We start from the raw sequence: 13,548 nt of genomic DNA on the forward strand, positions 1-13,548 counted from the left end.
GCACGTCGAGCGCTTCTTCCGCGATGCGAACCACATCTACGCGCCGGCCGGCACCTCGGACGTCCAGCGGCTGCGGCTGGCTGAGGTGGCGTTGGGCACGTACCAGGAACAGTGGTCCGCGCGTTTCGCCGACCAGCTCAGATCCAGCAGCGCCCTGCTGCGAGCCGCCGGCGACTAAGGCCGGCTCCCGACAGCGTTGTCGGAACGCATACAGGGCGGTACCCGGCGATCTCTGCGACGGGCGTTAACGCTGTTCCCGTCGGTGGATCAGGTCCTCGACCTCGGCCGCCATCGACTTGATCAGCGCAAGGCCCGGACGGCCCCAGTTGCTCTCCTGGGTGGAGACGACACAGATCGTGCCGAGAGCGGTCCCGGTCCGGTCTATCAGCGGGGCGCCCATGTAGGCACGTACGCCGATCGAGTTGACCACCGGGTTGACCGCGAACCGCGGGTAGGCGCACACGTCGTCGAGGACCAGCGCCTTGCGCCGCACCACGACGTGCGGGCAGTAGCCGTCGCTGCGGGACATCGTCCTGCCCGGCGTGGCCCGAGAGGACGACTGGGCGGCCTCCAGGGCGTCGGCCTTCGTGCTGGACGGACCGTAGAGACCGGCGAAGTACTGCTCCTCCTCGCCGATGAAGTTGACCATCGCGTAGGGGGCGCCGGCGGCCTCCGCCAGCCTGGCGGCGAACGCGTCGAACTCCGGGTCCGGCTTGTTGCCCAGCCCGAGCGCCTGCAGGCGGGCGACTCGCTGGGGGATCTCGGGATCGTGCGGCGCGGTCAGCAGTCGCGGGTCGATGATGTCGTGGTTCATGGGTGGCTCCGGATCCTGTGGACGGGGGCGGCGGTCCCGGCGAGGCGGAACGTCGCGAGGACGGATTCGAGCAGGGTGATGAGTACCTCGCTCGCCGAGCGGATCGTGCGAGCGTCGCACCGCACCAGCGGTACGTGTGGCTTGAGGGCGAGCGCGCGCCGCACATCGGCGTCGTCATAGCGGTAGGCGCCGTCGAACTCGTTGAGAGCGACAAGGAACTTGATGCCGCGCCGCTCAAAGAACTCGACCGCGCCGAAGCAGTCCTGCAGCCGGCGGGTGTCAGCCAGCACCACCGCGCCCAGGGCGCCGCGGGACAACTCGTCCCACATGAACCAGAAGCGGTCCTGGCCGGGGGTGCCGAAAAGGTAGAGCACCAGGTTCTTGTCCGGAAAGGAGATGCGGCCGAAGTCCATCGCGACCGTGGTGGTCGACTTGCCTTCGACGCCGGTCACGCTGTCGGTGCCGACACTGGCCGAGGTCAGCGTTTCCTCGGTGGTGAGCGGCTCGATCTCACTCACGGCGCCAACGAAGGTCGTCTTGCCCACGCCGAAGCCGCCTGCGATGAGTATCTTGACCTGGATGGGAAACGCCTCAGAAAATCCGTCGGAGGCCATCAATCACCGCCTCCAGTACTGCTGGGTCGTTGGAATAGGAATCGCTCGGCGGAAATCGTGCGATCACTGCTCCCAGTTCTATGAGGTCGGACAACAGAACCTTGGTCACCGTGACGGGACGGCGCAGGTGCGCCGCCACCTCGGCGACGGAGGTGGGTGACTGGCACAGTCGCAGCGCCTGGGCGTGCGCGATCCCCAACTGGTCGGGGCCGACCATCCCGTGGCCCGTCGCCCGGACCAGGGACAGGAGATCCAGCGGCGTGCTGGGTTGGGTTCGCCCACTGGTCACGGCGTACGGACGCACGCCGAACAGGTCGGGGTCCCCATCGGGGTCCTCGTCCGTACCGACCACCGTCACCGAATTCCATTGCTCGGTTGCGCGACGTGGTAGCGAGTGGGGGTGACCAGAACCGCGGGCACCTGGGTGCAGAGCCGTTGCATCTCGTAGCTCAGGATGCCGGCGTCGACGTCACGGGCCGCCAGTACGGTCAGCACGCTACCGGCGCTGGCAGCGGTGACGAAGAGGATGATCTCGTTGAGCTCCGTGATCACCTGGCGGACGCCGTCGACCCCGTCGTTGCTGAACTTCTTCCCCACCTGGTTCGCCAGCGAGCACATGCTGCTCGCCAGGGCCGCCAGGCGATCCGCGTCATCGATGTCCAATCCGTACCAGTACTTAGGAATCCCATCGACCGACAGCAGCAGCGCGCTGTGGGTGTTGGGCACTGCCTCGACCAGTCTGCGGAGTAGCCAGTTCAGGTCGTCGGCCATGGTGCGGAGTCTCCCTCGCTAGTTCCTTGGTTGGACTGCTGCGGTTCTGCGTCACGGTTCTGTTCGGCCAGCCAGTGTTCGCGTCCCTCCTGAACTGTGGCCATCAGGCGCGTGTTGTGGCCCGGCATCGGCGTCGGGGGTGCGGGTGGTTCCAGTAGCTCCTCGCGCAGATGGGTGCCACGGCGCTGGGGCAGGGGTGGTGGCTGGAGGCCGGTCTGCTCGCCGGTGCCGGCGTCGTCGACCTCGACCTCGACCTCGCCGAACCTCCCGGACCGCAGGTCGTCGTAGGACCGGCCCGGAGCCCGCACAGGTAGCTCCGGCAGTTCGGCTTCCGCGCCGCCACGCTGCTCTCCCCACAAGTCGCGGTCGGCCGGGCTTTCATGCGACTCGGCCCGATGCCGCCGCCCCGTCGACTGGCCTGGGCGGACAGGACCCAGACCGGGAGCGGCGGCGGGAACCGGTGCGGCGGCGACACGTGCGGCAGTCAGGGGCAGCGGGGCGGGCGGCTCCGGCGTGGCGGTGACGGCGGTGTGTTCCAGACGCCGCTCCCGACGCACCGGCGGCGGTGGGGTCCGACGCCGGTCTCCCGAGGTCGATTCCGGCTCGCCGAGCAGGTGATGAGGAATCACGACGGCGGCGGCGACGCCGCCGAAGATGTTCGACTGGAGCCGCACCTTGATGTCGTGCCGTCGAGCGAGCTCCCGCACGACCGCCAGACCGATACGACCGTCCTGGAGGAGTTCGCTGATATCGATGCGGGTGGAGCCGGCGAGCAGGTGGTTGATTCGTTCGAGATCCTCATAGCTCATGCCGAGGCCGCGGTCCTGAACCTCGATGGCGAGGCCGGCGGTGACCTTCTGGGCGCGCACTTCCACCTTCGGTCCGTCCGGCGAGGTGAAGCGGGTGGCGTTCTCGAGCAACTCGGCGAGAAGATGGATGATCTCGGCGACCGCGTGACCGTGGATCTCGACATCCTCGACCGGCACGATCGCGATCTGCCGGTAGTGCTCGGCCTCGGACACCGCGGCGAGCAGCACCGCGTACACGCTCACCGGCCTGTTCGAGCGACGCTGCGGCGCCTCTCCGCCGAGGACCGCGAGATTCTCGCCCTGGCGGCGCGCGAGGGTGAAGAGGTGGTCGATCTCGTACAGCCCGTCGAGAAGGACGGGGTCTTCGTTCTCCTGCTCGAGCTCGTCGATCCGCTTGATGGCGCGGTTGATCAGGGACTGCAGGCGTCGGGCCAGCTTGACGAACACCTCTCGTCGCTGGCTGGGATCGTCGCTGATCGCGGAATTGTGTGCGTCCGGATAGGACCACAGCGGCGCGGGCTGCGGTCGGCGCGCGACCTCGACAACCGACTCGCTCGGCGTAGGCACCGGGTACGGCGGCGCGACGGCGGCGCCCTGGGGCTGGCGGGTCGCCGGCGCATCGACCGCGCGGGCGGCGGACATCGCTGCCACCAACGCGACCAGGACGGCGATCACGCACCCCCCGACAACGCACAACGAGACGACCAACGCTCGAGACTGGTCGGCGGCGATCGCCAGCACCCCCGCGCTGCCGCCCAGAAGCACGACGGCCAGCAGGGACAGTCCGATCTGCAACAGCCGTGTTTGAAGGCGCCCGATGCCGTCCGAATGATCGTCATGTAGCCGGAGTCCCCATGGCGGGGTAGGTGCCTCAGACGATGGCGAGTCAGACATCGCGTCCTTCCTGTGCAAGGAGGTCGACAGCGGGAAACGACGAGCGTCGAGTCGAAGTACCGTCGCCATCCCGATGCTGCGGGCCGTTGCGGCGGAAGCATGCTACCGCAGCCGCCACGCCGAATTTTGCGGCCGCCGAGCATGGCGATTCAGGAAATCCGGCGGTTGCCCGGATACGCCGTGACATGCGACGACGGCGCGGGCACCGCCGCGGTCCAGTCCGATCGGGTATTCGCTCGCCAACTCCACTTCCTTGGCCGATGACAAGAACGGCCCGAGCTGATATGCAGCGAGGGTTTCGCGGTGCGACAACGGAACGGCAGGAGCATGACGAGTGTGAGCCCGCCGCCTGCGGCGATCAGCGCAGCTGGAACTTTGCTCCGGGACATAGCAGATCCTGGTCTGGATGTGTTGGTGGGTAAGGGTTGTAGGTCACGGGGTGGCTGATCGTCGGTGTGTCGATGCCGGGAACGAGACGAAGCCCTTGGTAGGACGGCAATCGACCAGGATCAACGTCCTACCCAAGGGCTTCAGCTGCTGTTCTGCCGTGCCGCGCTGCCGTGGTCAGGTCAGACCCTCACCGTCGTGTCGGGTCTGGTCCGCTCTCACCGCGGGGAGATCGGGTCGCCGTGGCGGGGCGCTGAACCCGGGCCAAGAAGGACGCCAACCGCGCCGGCCGCCTCGCCAAAGCCATCCACGTCCTCCAAAAACTACGAAATTGCCGCCGGATGAAAAGGCTCACTGTCCACGCCGGTTCGGCATGTGCGTTGAATATGCGGTGATTGTGCGCGCCCGTCAGCGCTCGTCGATAACGTGTAATGGTGGGAAGTGGTTCCGTCCCATAACCGCGGATTGTTTGCGAAAGGAGCGACATGGACATTCAGGCCAATGGGCACCAGCGCGGCACGATGACCCTCGACGAGCTCAGGGGCGTGGTCGAGGCCCAGGGTGGCGTCGACGTCAAGGACCTGGGCGAGTACGCCGAGAACTGCTGGTCCGGCTGCTGATCCTGGCTTGACGACCGGGCCGGGACACCGGACCGGGGTGGAGTCCCGCGCTGTGGTGAATGGGCGGGACTCCAATCTTTCCCTGTCATTTTCTGTGTGTTAGGGGCGGCGTGTGGCCGAGGTTGCGCTGACTTTCGATGTGGGCTGTCCGGATCAGCCCGGTGCGGATCCGAATGGTGTGGCCGCGATTGTCGGCACATTGTCCGAGTGCGGGGTGCGCGCGACTTTCTTCGTGCAGGGCGCCTGGTGCGGGGCGCATCCGGCGCTTGCCCGGCTGATCACTGACGGCGGCCACCTGCCGACGGCCGGACTCGACCTGCGCCGGCTCGTCACGGTGGACGAACTCGACCTCGGTGTCGTTCGCGCGCTGCCCGACCAGGGCACACCGGCTCCAGTCAGCTAGGGAGGACCCGTCATGGGCTTTCAGGGGATCGAGCACTACGTTCCCGACAGCGTCTACGCGACGCTCGCGCACCGGCTCGCGGACCGCGACCCCGCCGAGTTGCGCATACAGACCGAGGAGTGCCTGAAGTTCCTCATCATCGCGTCGGAGACCGATCCGCTGTTCATCCCGATGACGCGCGAGGTCGACGAGGTCTGGCACGAGCTGATCCTGCAGACCCACTTCTACGCGGAGCTGTGCCGGCGGCTGCCCGGCGGGCGGTTCATCCACCACCAGTCGCTCGAGCTGGCGGACTACGCGGCCGGCGGCCATCAGCCCGGCGAGCCCGACAAAAGCGATAAGCCCGACCTGCTCGGCGAGCTGATGTTCTGGTTGCCCGCCTACGTGAGCCGGTTCGGCGAGTTCACCCCGGAGCGTGCCAGGTACTGGAGTGTCACCCAGTACCTGCACGACATCCACGGCATCTCGCTGGACGCCGTGAACTCCGCCGCACGCGTGCCGTCCTGATGCCGGCGCCCGCCGTCGCGGCACGGAAGAACCGGGACATGCTCTCCTCCGCCGCCGACCTGCCCGAGTTCCTGCGTGCGGAGATCCTGGCGACCCTGGCCGGCGCGTCATGGCGCCGGTACCCGGAACCGCCTGCCGATCTCCGCGCCCGGATAGCCGCGCACTACGGGGTGGCGGCGGCGAACGTCCTGCCTACCCGTGGCTGCCGTGAGGCGGTGGAGCTGGCGTTCGCGTGGGCGGTGCGGGCGGGCGCGCCGCACGGTGTCACCGCTGTGGCGCTGCCCCGGCCGAGCTGGTTCGGGTTCGTGGACATCGCGGAACGGGCGGGCATCGCGTGGTCGGCGTACGACGTCGCGGCAACGCCGGACGTGGACCGGATTCCCGTGCTGTGCACGCCCAACAGCCCGACGGGGCACGTGGTCGACGACGCCGACCTGGCCCGGCTGTGCGCGAACGACGCGATCCCCACGGTGGTCGACTGCACCTACGACGACCTCGCCGACCGGCCGGTCCTGCCCGGCGTCCGTAGGCTGTTGACCGGCCGGGGGGTGTTCTGCGTGAGCCTGGCCAAGTCGACCGGTCTGGCCGGCGCGCGGCTCGGAGTTCTCCTCGCCGCGGCCGATGTCGTCGCGGAGATCGAGGAGCTGGCGGACCCGTTCGCGCTCGACGCCTTCCAGGTGGCGGCGTTGGCGACGCTGTTCTCCGACGCCGGCCGCCGGGCCTGGCAGGACATGATCGGCCGGGTGCGCACGGCGAGGGCGCAGTGCGTGGACCACGTCCGGGCGCTGTTGCCGTGCGGCATCGTCGGGCCGGCCGTCGGCAACGTCGTGTACGGGCGGTTCGGCGACTGCCGGGGCACACATCTGGCCGACATCGTCGAGGCGACGGGAGCGACGGTGTTCCCACAGGAGCGGGTGCTGCGGTTCAGCGTCGGCGGCACCGCCGTGGCGGCGTTGGCCGCACTGCGACAGCACGGTCCGCGAGGGGAGTGCGGTTGATGGCGTCTGTGCGAATCGCCACCGAGGAGCTGCTCGTCGAGCTGGCGGACGTGTTCTACGCGAGGGTCGCGCGCGACGCCGTGCTCCGGGCGATCTACCCGGACGCGGACCTGACGATGGCCGCGCGGCATCTCGGTTGGTTCCTGGTCCAGGTCTGGGGTGGGCCGCTGGACTACTTCCACGCGAGGGGATTTCCCGACCTGCACGCGCGGCATGTCCCGTTCCCGGTCACCGAGGACCTGCGGGACCGCTGGCTGCGGCACATGCGGGCCGCGCTCGACGTGGTCGCGATGACCGAGTCGGACAAGGCGAAGCTGTGGCGTTGGTTCGTCGCCGAGGCCGGGGCGTTGGTGAACGTGCGATGAACCTCGCGACGGCTGCCGGTACGGAAGCGGAGGCGGACGCGTTGCTGCGCGCGGGCCGGCTCCGGGACGCCGCGGCGGCCTACCGACAGGTCCTCGTGGCACTCGAGCGCGACTGTCCACATGAGATCGACCGGCTCGCCGGTGTCCGGCATCGCCTCGCCTGGTCGCTGTTGCGGACCGGCCGGTCCGCCGAGGCATTGGCGCTGTACGAGCGTTACCGCACTCCGTTCGACCACCACACGTGGCGGATGCTGGGTGACCTGTACGCCGAGGCCGGTCGTCTCGCGGAGGCCGAGCACTGCTACCAGACACTGTTGGCGTGGGTGACGGAACAGGTGATCGCCCAGTACGCCAGCATGATCGTGCTGGCGCGAGTGATCCACGGTGGACTGACCGGCGGCACGCGTCTTGTTGTCCTGGCGCCACTTCGGGAGCGCCTGCACCGGCGGGGCGCGCTGTGGCGCCGCCGGTCGCTCGGCTTGCCGATGCTGTGGTCGCTGCTCGCCACCGTGTACGAGCGGCGGGGCGAACACGCGCGGGCCGTCGCCTGCCGGGAGAGCTTCCGGCGGTACTGGGCGTGGTATGCCGGGGCCGACCACCCGAGTGTCCTGGCACTGGGGGCAAACGACGGAGGTGCGTCACATGCATGAGTTCGACCTGTCCGGTTCGCGTGCCGACCGGCTCGACCAGACCGACCGGGCCCGCAAGGCGCTCATCGAGGACGGCGGCGTCATCCTGCGTGCCGCGCTGCCGACGCGGGCGGTCCTGGGGTTGCGACGCGAACTGACGGAGGCGTTCGCCGAACTGTCCACTGAGGACTGGACGTGGTCGCGGCTGCGTCGGGACGCCGGTGACGACGACCTGCTCGCCATGCGTCGTGCGTTGTTCGCCTGCCCGTCGAACGGCGCGCTGTTCCGCCACCCCCGGCTCGCCGGGTTCCTCGGAGCGGTGCTGGAGGTCGAGACGCCGTTCCTCCACCCGCGCCGCTGGCTGCGGCTGAACAAGCCGGGCACCGGACTCGACAAGTGGACGGTGCCCTACCACCAGGACTACCGGTTCGTGCACGGCACTCAGGACGTGCTGACCGTGTGGACCCCGCTGCACCGCTGCGACACCGGCGGTCTCCGGCTGGAGCTGCGGTCGCACCGGGACGGCCTGCGCGGGCTCGGTGAGCGCACCGAGACCAACCACCTGCCCCCGGCCACCGGGGTGAACGGGCGCAACCTCGCGGAGCCGGTGTGCGACGTCGGTGACGTGGTCGTGTTCCACAGCCTGACCGTGCACGCGACCGCGCCCAACTTCGGCACGCTCAACCGGATCTCCGTGGACGCGCGCTTCCAGCGGCCCGACGACCCGATGGCGCGCGAACAGCTGCTGCCTGCGATGGCCCCGCAGGACCAGCTGCCGATCGGCGCGCCGGGCGTCCTCGACGAGGACCCGGCGGCGTGGTCCGGGGACCCGGCTATTGCCCGGCCCGCCGGCCTGCCGTTGGTCCCCGCCGGCGAGTTCGACCTGACCACACCCGCGGGCACGTCGCGGTTCGCTCCAGTGCCGTGACCGGGCTGGACGAGCGCGCCCGCCGGTTGACCGAGGAGCTGATGGCGTCGCACCTGTTGCCCGAGCCGAACGCGGCCGACCTGCGGCTCCAGGTGCGGGAGCTGCTGCGGGGCCTGGTGATCGCCACGGACATGTCGGGCAGGCTGCTGCCGCTGTCCGTGGAGCTGAGCGACGTCTGGCTGGCCGTGCTGGTGACTCCGGGACTGCCCGAGCACCTGCCCGACCCGGTGGAGCTGGTCGACGTCCGGGTGGGCGCGCCGGGCGGCCTCACGGACCTGTTCGTCGAGTGGGTGGACCGGTACCTCACCACGTTCGGTCCACTGGAGCCCGATGTCGTGCGGTACTGGCCCGCGGCGCGGTTCCTCGCCGCGCGGGGCGTCGACCCGACCGCGTTGGTGAGCCCACGGTGAGCCTGCGCGTCGACTACCTGTGCCGGGGCATGGGCTGGGCGCATGCCGCGCGCACCGCGGCCGTCCTGCCCGTCCTGCGCGGGCGTCCCGAGATCGACACCGTGGCGGTCGCCGCGGCCGGGAGCGCCGTCGAGTACTTCGGGCTGGTCGGCACGCCCTGCCACGACCTCCGGCTGCCCGACGACGTGGACCACTCCGGGTACGCCGCCTATCGCATGCGCCGCTACCTGGCCGCCGCGAGTCCACAGCGGACGGACCGCGTCGTGGTGTCCGACGAGCTGTGCCTCGCGCCGCTGTTGTGCCGGGCGGACCGGCTGCCGTGCGTGCTGATGGTCTGTTCGTTCCGCCACTACATGTCGAGTCACGGCGGTGCGCGGGCGTTCGACGCCGCTGAACAGATCCTGCTCGCGAGTTGGCCGGAGGTGGACGCCGTCCCCCCTGCCCTGCGCCACAAGGTGACCGCCATCGGTCCGATCGTTCGTGCCACCACGACGGACCGCGCCGCCGCCCGCGCGCGGCTCGGGCTGCCACCCGCCGGTCTCGTCGTCACCGTCTCGCTCGGTTCGTACCACCCGTCGAAGGTGGACTACTTCCGCGCGGTCCTGCGGATGGCGACGAAAGCGTGGCGGCACGCGCCCGCGGGCGCGCCGCTCGTGGTGCCGCTGCCCGCCGCAACCGCCCGCGAGTTACTCGACGGGGCGCTACCGGCCGATGTCCGGTGCGTCGGCGCGACAGACCGTCTCGACACCTACCACCTGGCGTCCGACGTGGTCCTGTCGATGGGCGGCTCGACGACGAGCCACGCGGTGCGCAACGGCGTGCCGACGGTGGTGATCAGCCCGGCGCCCGAGTCGCGCGAGCACCGCGTCGGGGAGTACCTCGCCCGCAGGTGCGACTACGTCACCGTCACCGACACCGCCGACGACGACCTGTGGGCGCGCGTCGACCACCTCGGCCGCGCAGGGCGTTCCGTCCCGCCGGACCTGCGGTGGGGCGGCCCGCGAGACGTTCTCGACGCCGTACTCGCGAGCCAGGGGTGACCGGGTCACAGGAAGTACCGGAGCCAGGACTGACACCACCCCAACAACAAGATCAATAACGAGACGTCCCTCAGGCCACAACGCCGCCGTCGAGGACGAGGTCGGCGCCGACCACGAAACTCGCGCTTTCCGAGGCCAGCCAGGCGATCGCGGTGGCGATCTCAGCCGGGTCCCCGATCCGGCCGCGCGGAATCATCGCGGCGTAACCGGCGTCCCGCTCTTCGTCGGACTGCCCTGGCGCACGGGACAGGTCGGTGGCGACCGGGCCCGGACTGACCACGTTGATCCGGATCCCGTCGGCGATGTGGTGGCGGGCGGCCGCGCGGCTCAGCGCGGTGATCGCGGCCTTGGTCGCGCCATAAGCGCCGATGATCGGCATGCGCAGGTGCGCGCCGGCGTTCGAGGCGACGTTGACGATGCTGCCGCCGCCGTGCGCGCGCATGTGTTCGATCTCGTGTTTCATCGAAAGCCAGGTACCGGTGAGGTTGATGTCGACGAGCCTCGCCCAGTCGTCCTCATCGAGATCATCGAGCAGCCCTGTTCCGCCGACGCCCGCGTTGTTCACCGCGATGTGCAGTCCGCCGAACTCCCGGACCGCGGTGCCGACGAGCGTCGCGAGGTCCTCGGAACGCGAAATGTCGGCGACCGCGGCGGCGGCCTCCCCGCCCGCCGCCCGCACCAGTTCGACGGTTTCCGTGAGCGGCTCGGCGCGCCGCCCCGCGACAAGCACTCGTGCCCCGCCCCCGGCGAGGGCGAGGGCCGCCGCCCTGCCGATACCCGAACCACCGCCAGTCACCAGCGCGACTTTGCCCGCGAAGTTCTCATTCACCGGTTTTCCCCATCTTTCCTGGTTTTCGGAATCAAGAAGAGCAACACGAACGTCAGCAGGTAAAGGCCGACGTGGTACCACAACGTGTCCGCGATCGCGGACGTGAACACCTCGGCACGCTGGGAACCGGGCAACGCGGTGGCCACGTCGCTCGCCGAACCCGCGATACCCGAGCGAGTCCCGAGCAGGCTGAAATAGAGCGCGCCCGCTGCCGCGACCCCGATCGAAGCGCCGAGCTGGATGGTCGAAGTCAGCACGCCCGACGCCGAACCGGCGTCCTCGGAGGGCACCCCGGCGAGCACGCTTTGCAGGAGCACGGGCGCCACCAGACCCATGCCGACCCCCGTCAGGAACAGCGAGGGTGTGAGCTCCCAACCGGAAAAGCCTCCGCCCGCGTGCGTGATGACCCGCATCGTGCCGACGGTCGAGAGCGCCATCAGCAGCATGCCCGCCATCGGCAGCGACCGGCCGAACCGGACGACCCAGCGCATGGTGAGCAGCGAGGTGACGGCGATCGCCACCGGCCACACCACCACGATCAGGCTCGCCTTCAGCGCGGAGAAACCCAGACCTTCCTGGAGGTAGCCGAAGAAAAGGAAGAAGAACGAATTGATCCCGGCGAAGAACGCGAGAATCGCGATGACACCGGCGGCGAACGACCTGCGGCGCAACAACCCGGGTTCCACCAGCGGTGTCCGGCCCCGCCGCGCCATCGCGCGCTCGTGGTACCAGAACGCCACCAGCACCGGCACCCCGGCGGCCAGCACCCCGATCGACCAGCCCGGCCAGCCCGCGTCCGCGCCGCGGACCAGCGGGAAGACGAGCATCAGCAAGCCGAGAGTGACCAGGACGAACCCGCCCAGGTCGAGTCGCGCTCCCCCGGCCGTCTCGGTCTCCGGCACGAACGCCACGACCGCGGCCACCGCGACCACACCGATCACCAGGTTCAGCAGGAACACCGACCGCCAGCCGAGCCCCCACAGGTCCGCCTCGACGAGGAACCCGCCCACCGGCGCGCCCGCGACCGAGGCCAGCGCGGTCACCACGGTGAACGCGCTGAACGCACCGGCCCGCTCCGAAGGCGGGAACAGGGCCTGGATCATGGCGAAAACCTGCGGGATCATCAGCGCCGCGGCGATTCCCTGCAGCACGCGGCCGCCAACCAGAAGGCCCGCCGTCGGCGCCAGCGCGCACAAGGCGGACGCGGCGGTGAACCCCAGCACTCCGGTCAGGAAGACTCGTTTGCGACCGAGGCTGTCCCCCAGGCGGCCGCCGGTGATCAGGATCAGCGCGAACGGCAGCGTGTACCCGGCGGCGACCCACTGCGCGGCCGCGTCCGACGCACCCAACTCACGCTGGATGTCCGGCACCGCCACGTTGACGATGCTGACGTCGAGGTAATCCATGAAGGTCGTGACCAGGATCGCCGCCAGGGCCAACTTCCGCCGCACCCGGTCGCGCGTCCCAGCGGCGCGGGCGGTCCCGTCCAGTGTTTCCGTCTCCACCACTGACACCCTCCTCAGTTCGATAGATTGCGAACTGTAGCGCGGAAGGTAGCATGGACGGCACCATGCGAGAAGCAGCTCATCCCACTCCGGCCGACCTGCGGATCGTCAGCGTGTTCCACGCGCTCAGCGACCCGGCCCGGCTCGGCATCGCGCAGCGCCTGCTAGCCGAAGGCGAGCTCGCCTGCTCGAGCTTCGACCTGCCCTACGCCAAGGCGACCCGTTCGCACCACTTCCGGGTGCTACGGGAATGCGGCGTCATCCGCATCCGCTGGGAAGGCAAGTACCAGTACGCGGCGCTACGCCGCACCGATCTGGAGCACCGGTTCCCCGGCCTGCTCGACGTCCTCCTGAACCAGCTGGACGGCTGAACCACGACTCACCGCCTGGGTACGCTCGTGATCATCCTCAGGGCGACATCTCCGCCGCGGCACCATCGACCTCGACGGCGACAGTCTCATCCTGCGGACCCGGCCGGACACCCACGACCTGGTGCCGCCCCAGCGTGTCCGCGTTGCGGGCCAACGGTTTCGTGGTCACCGTGCCGGGATCACCCAGGCCGGGCAACGCACCGTTGGACAGCGACACGAACCCGTCGCGCCGCCACACCGCGCGCCAACCGGCGGAGTAGCAGTATTCAAACCCCGTCGTATTCCTCTGCTGTGTCGGTCGATAGCGCGCCGCCGCCGCAGGCACCTGCGTGATCAACGACCGCCTAGCGCGAGCATCGCCGCGGCGACCTCGTGGGCGGCGGCGTCGGGGATCGCGGTCGCGGCCTGTTCGAGCACGAGCAGCCGCGCGCCAGGGATTTCGCGCGCGAGTGCCTCGCCGTTGCCGACCGGGAAGAAGGGGTCGCGGCGGCCGTGCACCACGAGTGTCGGTAGCGCGAGCTCGGGCAGGCGCTCGCGCCAGCGTGGCGTGCAGTCGAGCTTGGAGAACACCATGCCCAACTGGTTGGCCAGCTGGATCGCGGGCTCGGTTCCTGGCGTGCGGTCGAAGATGCGCTCGGCGATCGCGCGTGCCGC

19 protein-coding genes and 1 pseudogene are annotated in these 13,548 nt (G+C 69.7%); 11 read left to right on the top strand and 9 right to left on the bottom strand.

What is annotated here, in order from left to right; translation table 11 throughout:
• Positions 1–244: 244 nt before the first annotated feature.
• From VGD70_RS06480 to VGD70_RS06500, 5 genes are read right to left on the bottom strand one after another with little or no spacing between them, the layout of a single operon-like run.
• A complete protein-coding gene (locus tag VGD70_RS06480) occupies positions 245–814 on the bottom strand; it encodes a GAF domain-containing protein (RefSeq protein WP_331079114.1) in 570 nt (189 codons plus the stop codon).
• On the bottom strand, positions 811–1,428 hold the full coding sequence (locus tag VGD70_RS06485) for a GTP-binding protein (RefSeq protein WP_331079115.1): 618 nt from the start codon (positions 1,426–1,428) through the stop codon (positions 811–813). Before VGD70_RS06485 ends, VGD70_RS06480 begins: the two co-directional genes overlap by 4 nt.
• Positions 1,406–1,786 (bottom strand): DUF742 domain-containing protein, encoded by a 381-nt coding sequence (locus VGD70_RS06490; protein ID WP_331079117.1) that lies wholly within the window; start codon positions 1,784–1,786, stop codon positions 1,406–1,408. Before VGD70_RS06490 ends, VGD70_RS06485 begins: the two co-directional genes overlap by 23 nt.
• Complete coding sequence (locus tag VGD70_RS06495) at positions 1,783–2,199, bottom strand: roadblock/LC7 domain-containing protein (protein ID WP_331079119.1); 417 nt, start codon at positions 2,197–2,199, stop codon at positions 1,783–1,785. Before VGD70_RS06495 ends, VGD70_RS06490 begins: the two co-directional genes overlap by 4 nt.
• Positions 2,184–3,803, bottom strand: coding sequence for an ATP-binding protein (locus tag VGD70_RS06500; protein ID WP_331079121.1), 1,620 nt, complete (start codon positions 3,801–3,803; stop codon positions 2,184–2,186). The genes VGD70_RS06495 and VGD70_RS06500 overlap by 16 nt, the downstream gene beginning before the upstream one ends.
• A gap of 633 nt (positions 3,804–4,436) precedes the next feature.
• Between VGD70_RS06500 and VGD70_RS06505 the strand changes: the two are divergent.
• The 10 genes and pseudogenes from VGD70_RS06505 to VGD70_RS06550 all read left to right on the top strand — a co-directional run.
• Positions 4,437–4,553 (top strand): annotated as a pseudogene (locus tag VGD70_RS06505) (IS5/IS1182 family transposase); the annotation flags it as partial.
• 221 nt (positions 4,554–4,774) lie between these two features.
• Positions 4,775–4,909, top strand: coding sequence for a hypothetical protein (locus VGD70_RS06510; protein WP_331079123.1), 135 nt, complete (start codon positions 4,775–4,777; stop codon positions 4,907–4,909).
• A 112-nt stretch (positions 4,910–5,021) separates the two neighbouring features.
• The gene (locus tag VGD70_RS06515) at positions 5,022–5,312 is read left to right on the top strand and encodes a polysaccharide deacetylase family protein (RefSeq protein ID WP_331079125.1); all 291 of its coding nucleotides are present in this window, start codon (positions 5,022–5,024) and stop codon (positions 5,310–5,312) included.
• A gap of 12 nt (positions 5,313–5,324) precedes the next feature.
• Complete coding sequence (locus tag VGD70_RS06520) at positions 5,325–5,819, top strand: hypothetical protein (RefSeq protein WP_331079127.1); 495 nt, start codon at positions 5,325–5,327, stop codon at positions 5,817–5,819.
• Positions 5,820–5,857: 38 nt separating this feature from the next.
• A complete protein-coding gene (locus VGD70_RS06525) occupies positions 5,858–6,817 on the top strand; it encodes a pyridoxal phosphate-dependent aminotransferase (RefSeq protein ID WP_331079129.1) in 960 nt (319 codons plus the stop codon).
• Positions 6,817–7,182: a globin gene (locus VGD70_RS06530; protein WP_331079131.1), complete on the top strand. Its 366-nt coding sequence runs from the start codon at positions 6,817–6,819 to the stop codon at positions 7,180–7,182. The genes VGD70_RS06525 and VGD70_RS06530 overlap by 1 nt, the downstream gene beginning before the upstream one ends.
• A complete protein-coding gene (locus VGD70_RS06535; RefSeq protein ID WP_331079133.1) occupies positions 7,179–7,832 on the top strand; it encodes a tetratricopeptide repeat protein in 654 nt (217 codons plus the stop codon). Before VGD70_RS06530 ends, VGD70_RS06535 begins: the two co-directional genes overlap by 4 nt.
• Positions 7,825–8,739, top strand: coding sequence for a phytanoyl-CoA dioxygenase family protein (locus VGD70_RS06540; protein ID WP_331079135.1), 915 nt, complete (start codon positions 7,825–7,827; stop codon positions 8,737–8,739). Before VGD70_RS06535 ends, VGD70_RS06540 begins: the two co-directional genes overlap by 8 nt.
• A complete protein-coding gene (locus VGD70_RS06545) occupies positions 8,736–9,149 on the top strand; it encodes a hypothetical protein (RefSeq protein WP_331079137.1) in 414 nt (137 codons plus the stop codon). The genes VGD70_RS06540 and VGD70_RS06545 overlap by 4 nt, the downstream gene beginning before the upstream one ends.
• A complete protein-coding gene (locus VGD70_RS06550) occupies positions 9,146–10,189 on the top strand; it encodes a hypothetical protein (RefSeq protein WP_331079139.1) in 1,044 nt (347 codons plus the stop codon). The genes VGD70_RS06545 and VGD70_RS06550 overlap by 4 nt, the downstream gene beginning before the upstream one ends.
• A 70-nt stretch (positions 10,190–10,259) precedes the next feature.
• Here VGD70_RS06550 and VGD70_RS06555 read toward each other — a convergent pair whose 3' ends face one another.
• A complete protein-coding gene (locus tag VGD70_RS06555; RefSeq protein ID WP_331079141.1) occupies positions 10,260–11,018 on the bottom strand; it encodes a glucose 1-dehydrogenase in 759 nt (252 codons plus the stop codon).
• A complete protein-coding gene (locus VGD70_RS06560; protein WP_331079143.1) occupies positions 11,015–12,523 on the bottom strand; it encodes an MFS transporter in 1,509 nt (502 codons plus the stop codon). The genes VGD70_RS06555 and VGD70_RS06560 overlap by 4 nt, the downstream gene beginning before the upstream one ends.
• Before the next feature lie 65 nt (positions 12,524–12,588).
• Here VGD70_RS06560 and VGD70_RS06565 point away from each other — a divergent pair, with 65 nt between their 5' ends.
• On the top strand, positions 12,589–12,894 hold the full coding sequence (locus VGD70_RS06565; RefSeq protein ID WP_331079145.1) for a helix-turn-helix transcriptional regulator: 306 nt from the start codon (positions 12,589–12,591) through the stop codon (positions 12,892–12,894).
• Positions 12,895–12,931: 37 nt separating this feature from the next.
• On the opposite strand, the gene VGD70_RS06570 is transcribed toward VGD70_RS06565, so the two are convergent.
• Both VGD70_RS06570 and VGD70_RS06575 read right to left on the bottom strand, forming a co-directional pair.
• Complete coding sequence (locus VGD70_RS06570; RefSeq protein WP_331079147.1) at positions 12,932–13,231, bottom strand: hypothetical protein; 300 nt, start codon at positions 13,229–13,231, stop codon at positions 12,932–12,934.
• A partial coding sequence (locus VGD70_RS06575; protein ID WP_331079149.1) for an alpha/beta fold hydrolase occupies positions 13,228–13,548 on the bottom strand: 321 nt, incomplete at its 5' end. The genes VGD70_RS06570 and VGD70_RS06575, both read right to left, overlap by 4 nt.

It is taken from the genome of Actinophytocola sp. (assembly GCF_036402745.1).
In the GTDB taxonomy this organism is placed as follows: Bacteria; Actinomycetota; Actinomycetes; order Mycobacteriales; family Pseudonocardiaceae; genus Actinophytocola.

Coding starts and splice junctions, on each gene's coding strand:
- VGD70_RS06535 (WP_331079133.1), top strand. CDS start 7,179: ATGAACCTCGCGACGGCTGCCGGTACGGAAGCGGAGGCGGACGCGTTG.
- VGD70_RS06495 (WP_331079119.1), bottom strand. CDS start 2,199: ATGGCCGACGACCTGAACTGGCTACTCCGCAGACTGGTCGAGGCAGTG.
- VGD70_RS06480 (WP_331079114.1), bottom strand. CDS start 814: ATGAACCACGACATCATCGACCCGCGACTGCTGACCGCGCCGCACGAT.
- VGD70_RS06510 (WP_331079123.1), top strand. CDS start 4,775: ATGGACATTCAGGCCAATGGGCACCAGCGCGGCACGATGACCCTCGAC.
- VGD70_RS06485 (WP_331079115.1), bottom strand. CDS start 1,428: ATGGCCTCCGACGGATTTTCTGAGGCGTTTCCCATCCAGGTCAAGATA.
- VGD70_RS06565 (WP_331079145.1), top strand. CDS start 12,589: ATGCGAGAAGCAGCTCATCCCACTCCGGCCGACCTGCGGATCGTCAGC.
- VGD70_RS06525 (WP_331079129.1), top strand. CDS start 5,858: ATGCTCTCCTCCGCCGCCGACCTGCCCGAGTTCCTGCGTGCGGAGATC.
- VGD70_RS06530 (WP_331079131.1), top strand. CDS start 6,817: ATGGCGTCTGTGCGAATCGCCACCGAGGAGCTGCTCGTCGAGCTGGCG.
- VGD70_RS06540 (WP_331079135.1), top strand. CDS start 7,825: ATGCATGAGTTCGACCTGTCCGGTTCGCGTGCCGACCGGCTCGACCAG.
- VGD70_RS06520 (WP_331079127.1), top strand. CDS start 5,325: ATGGGCTTTCAGGGGATCGAGCACTACGTTCCCGACAGCGTCTACGCG.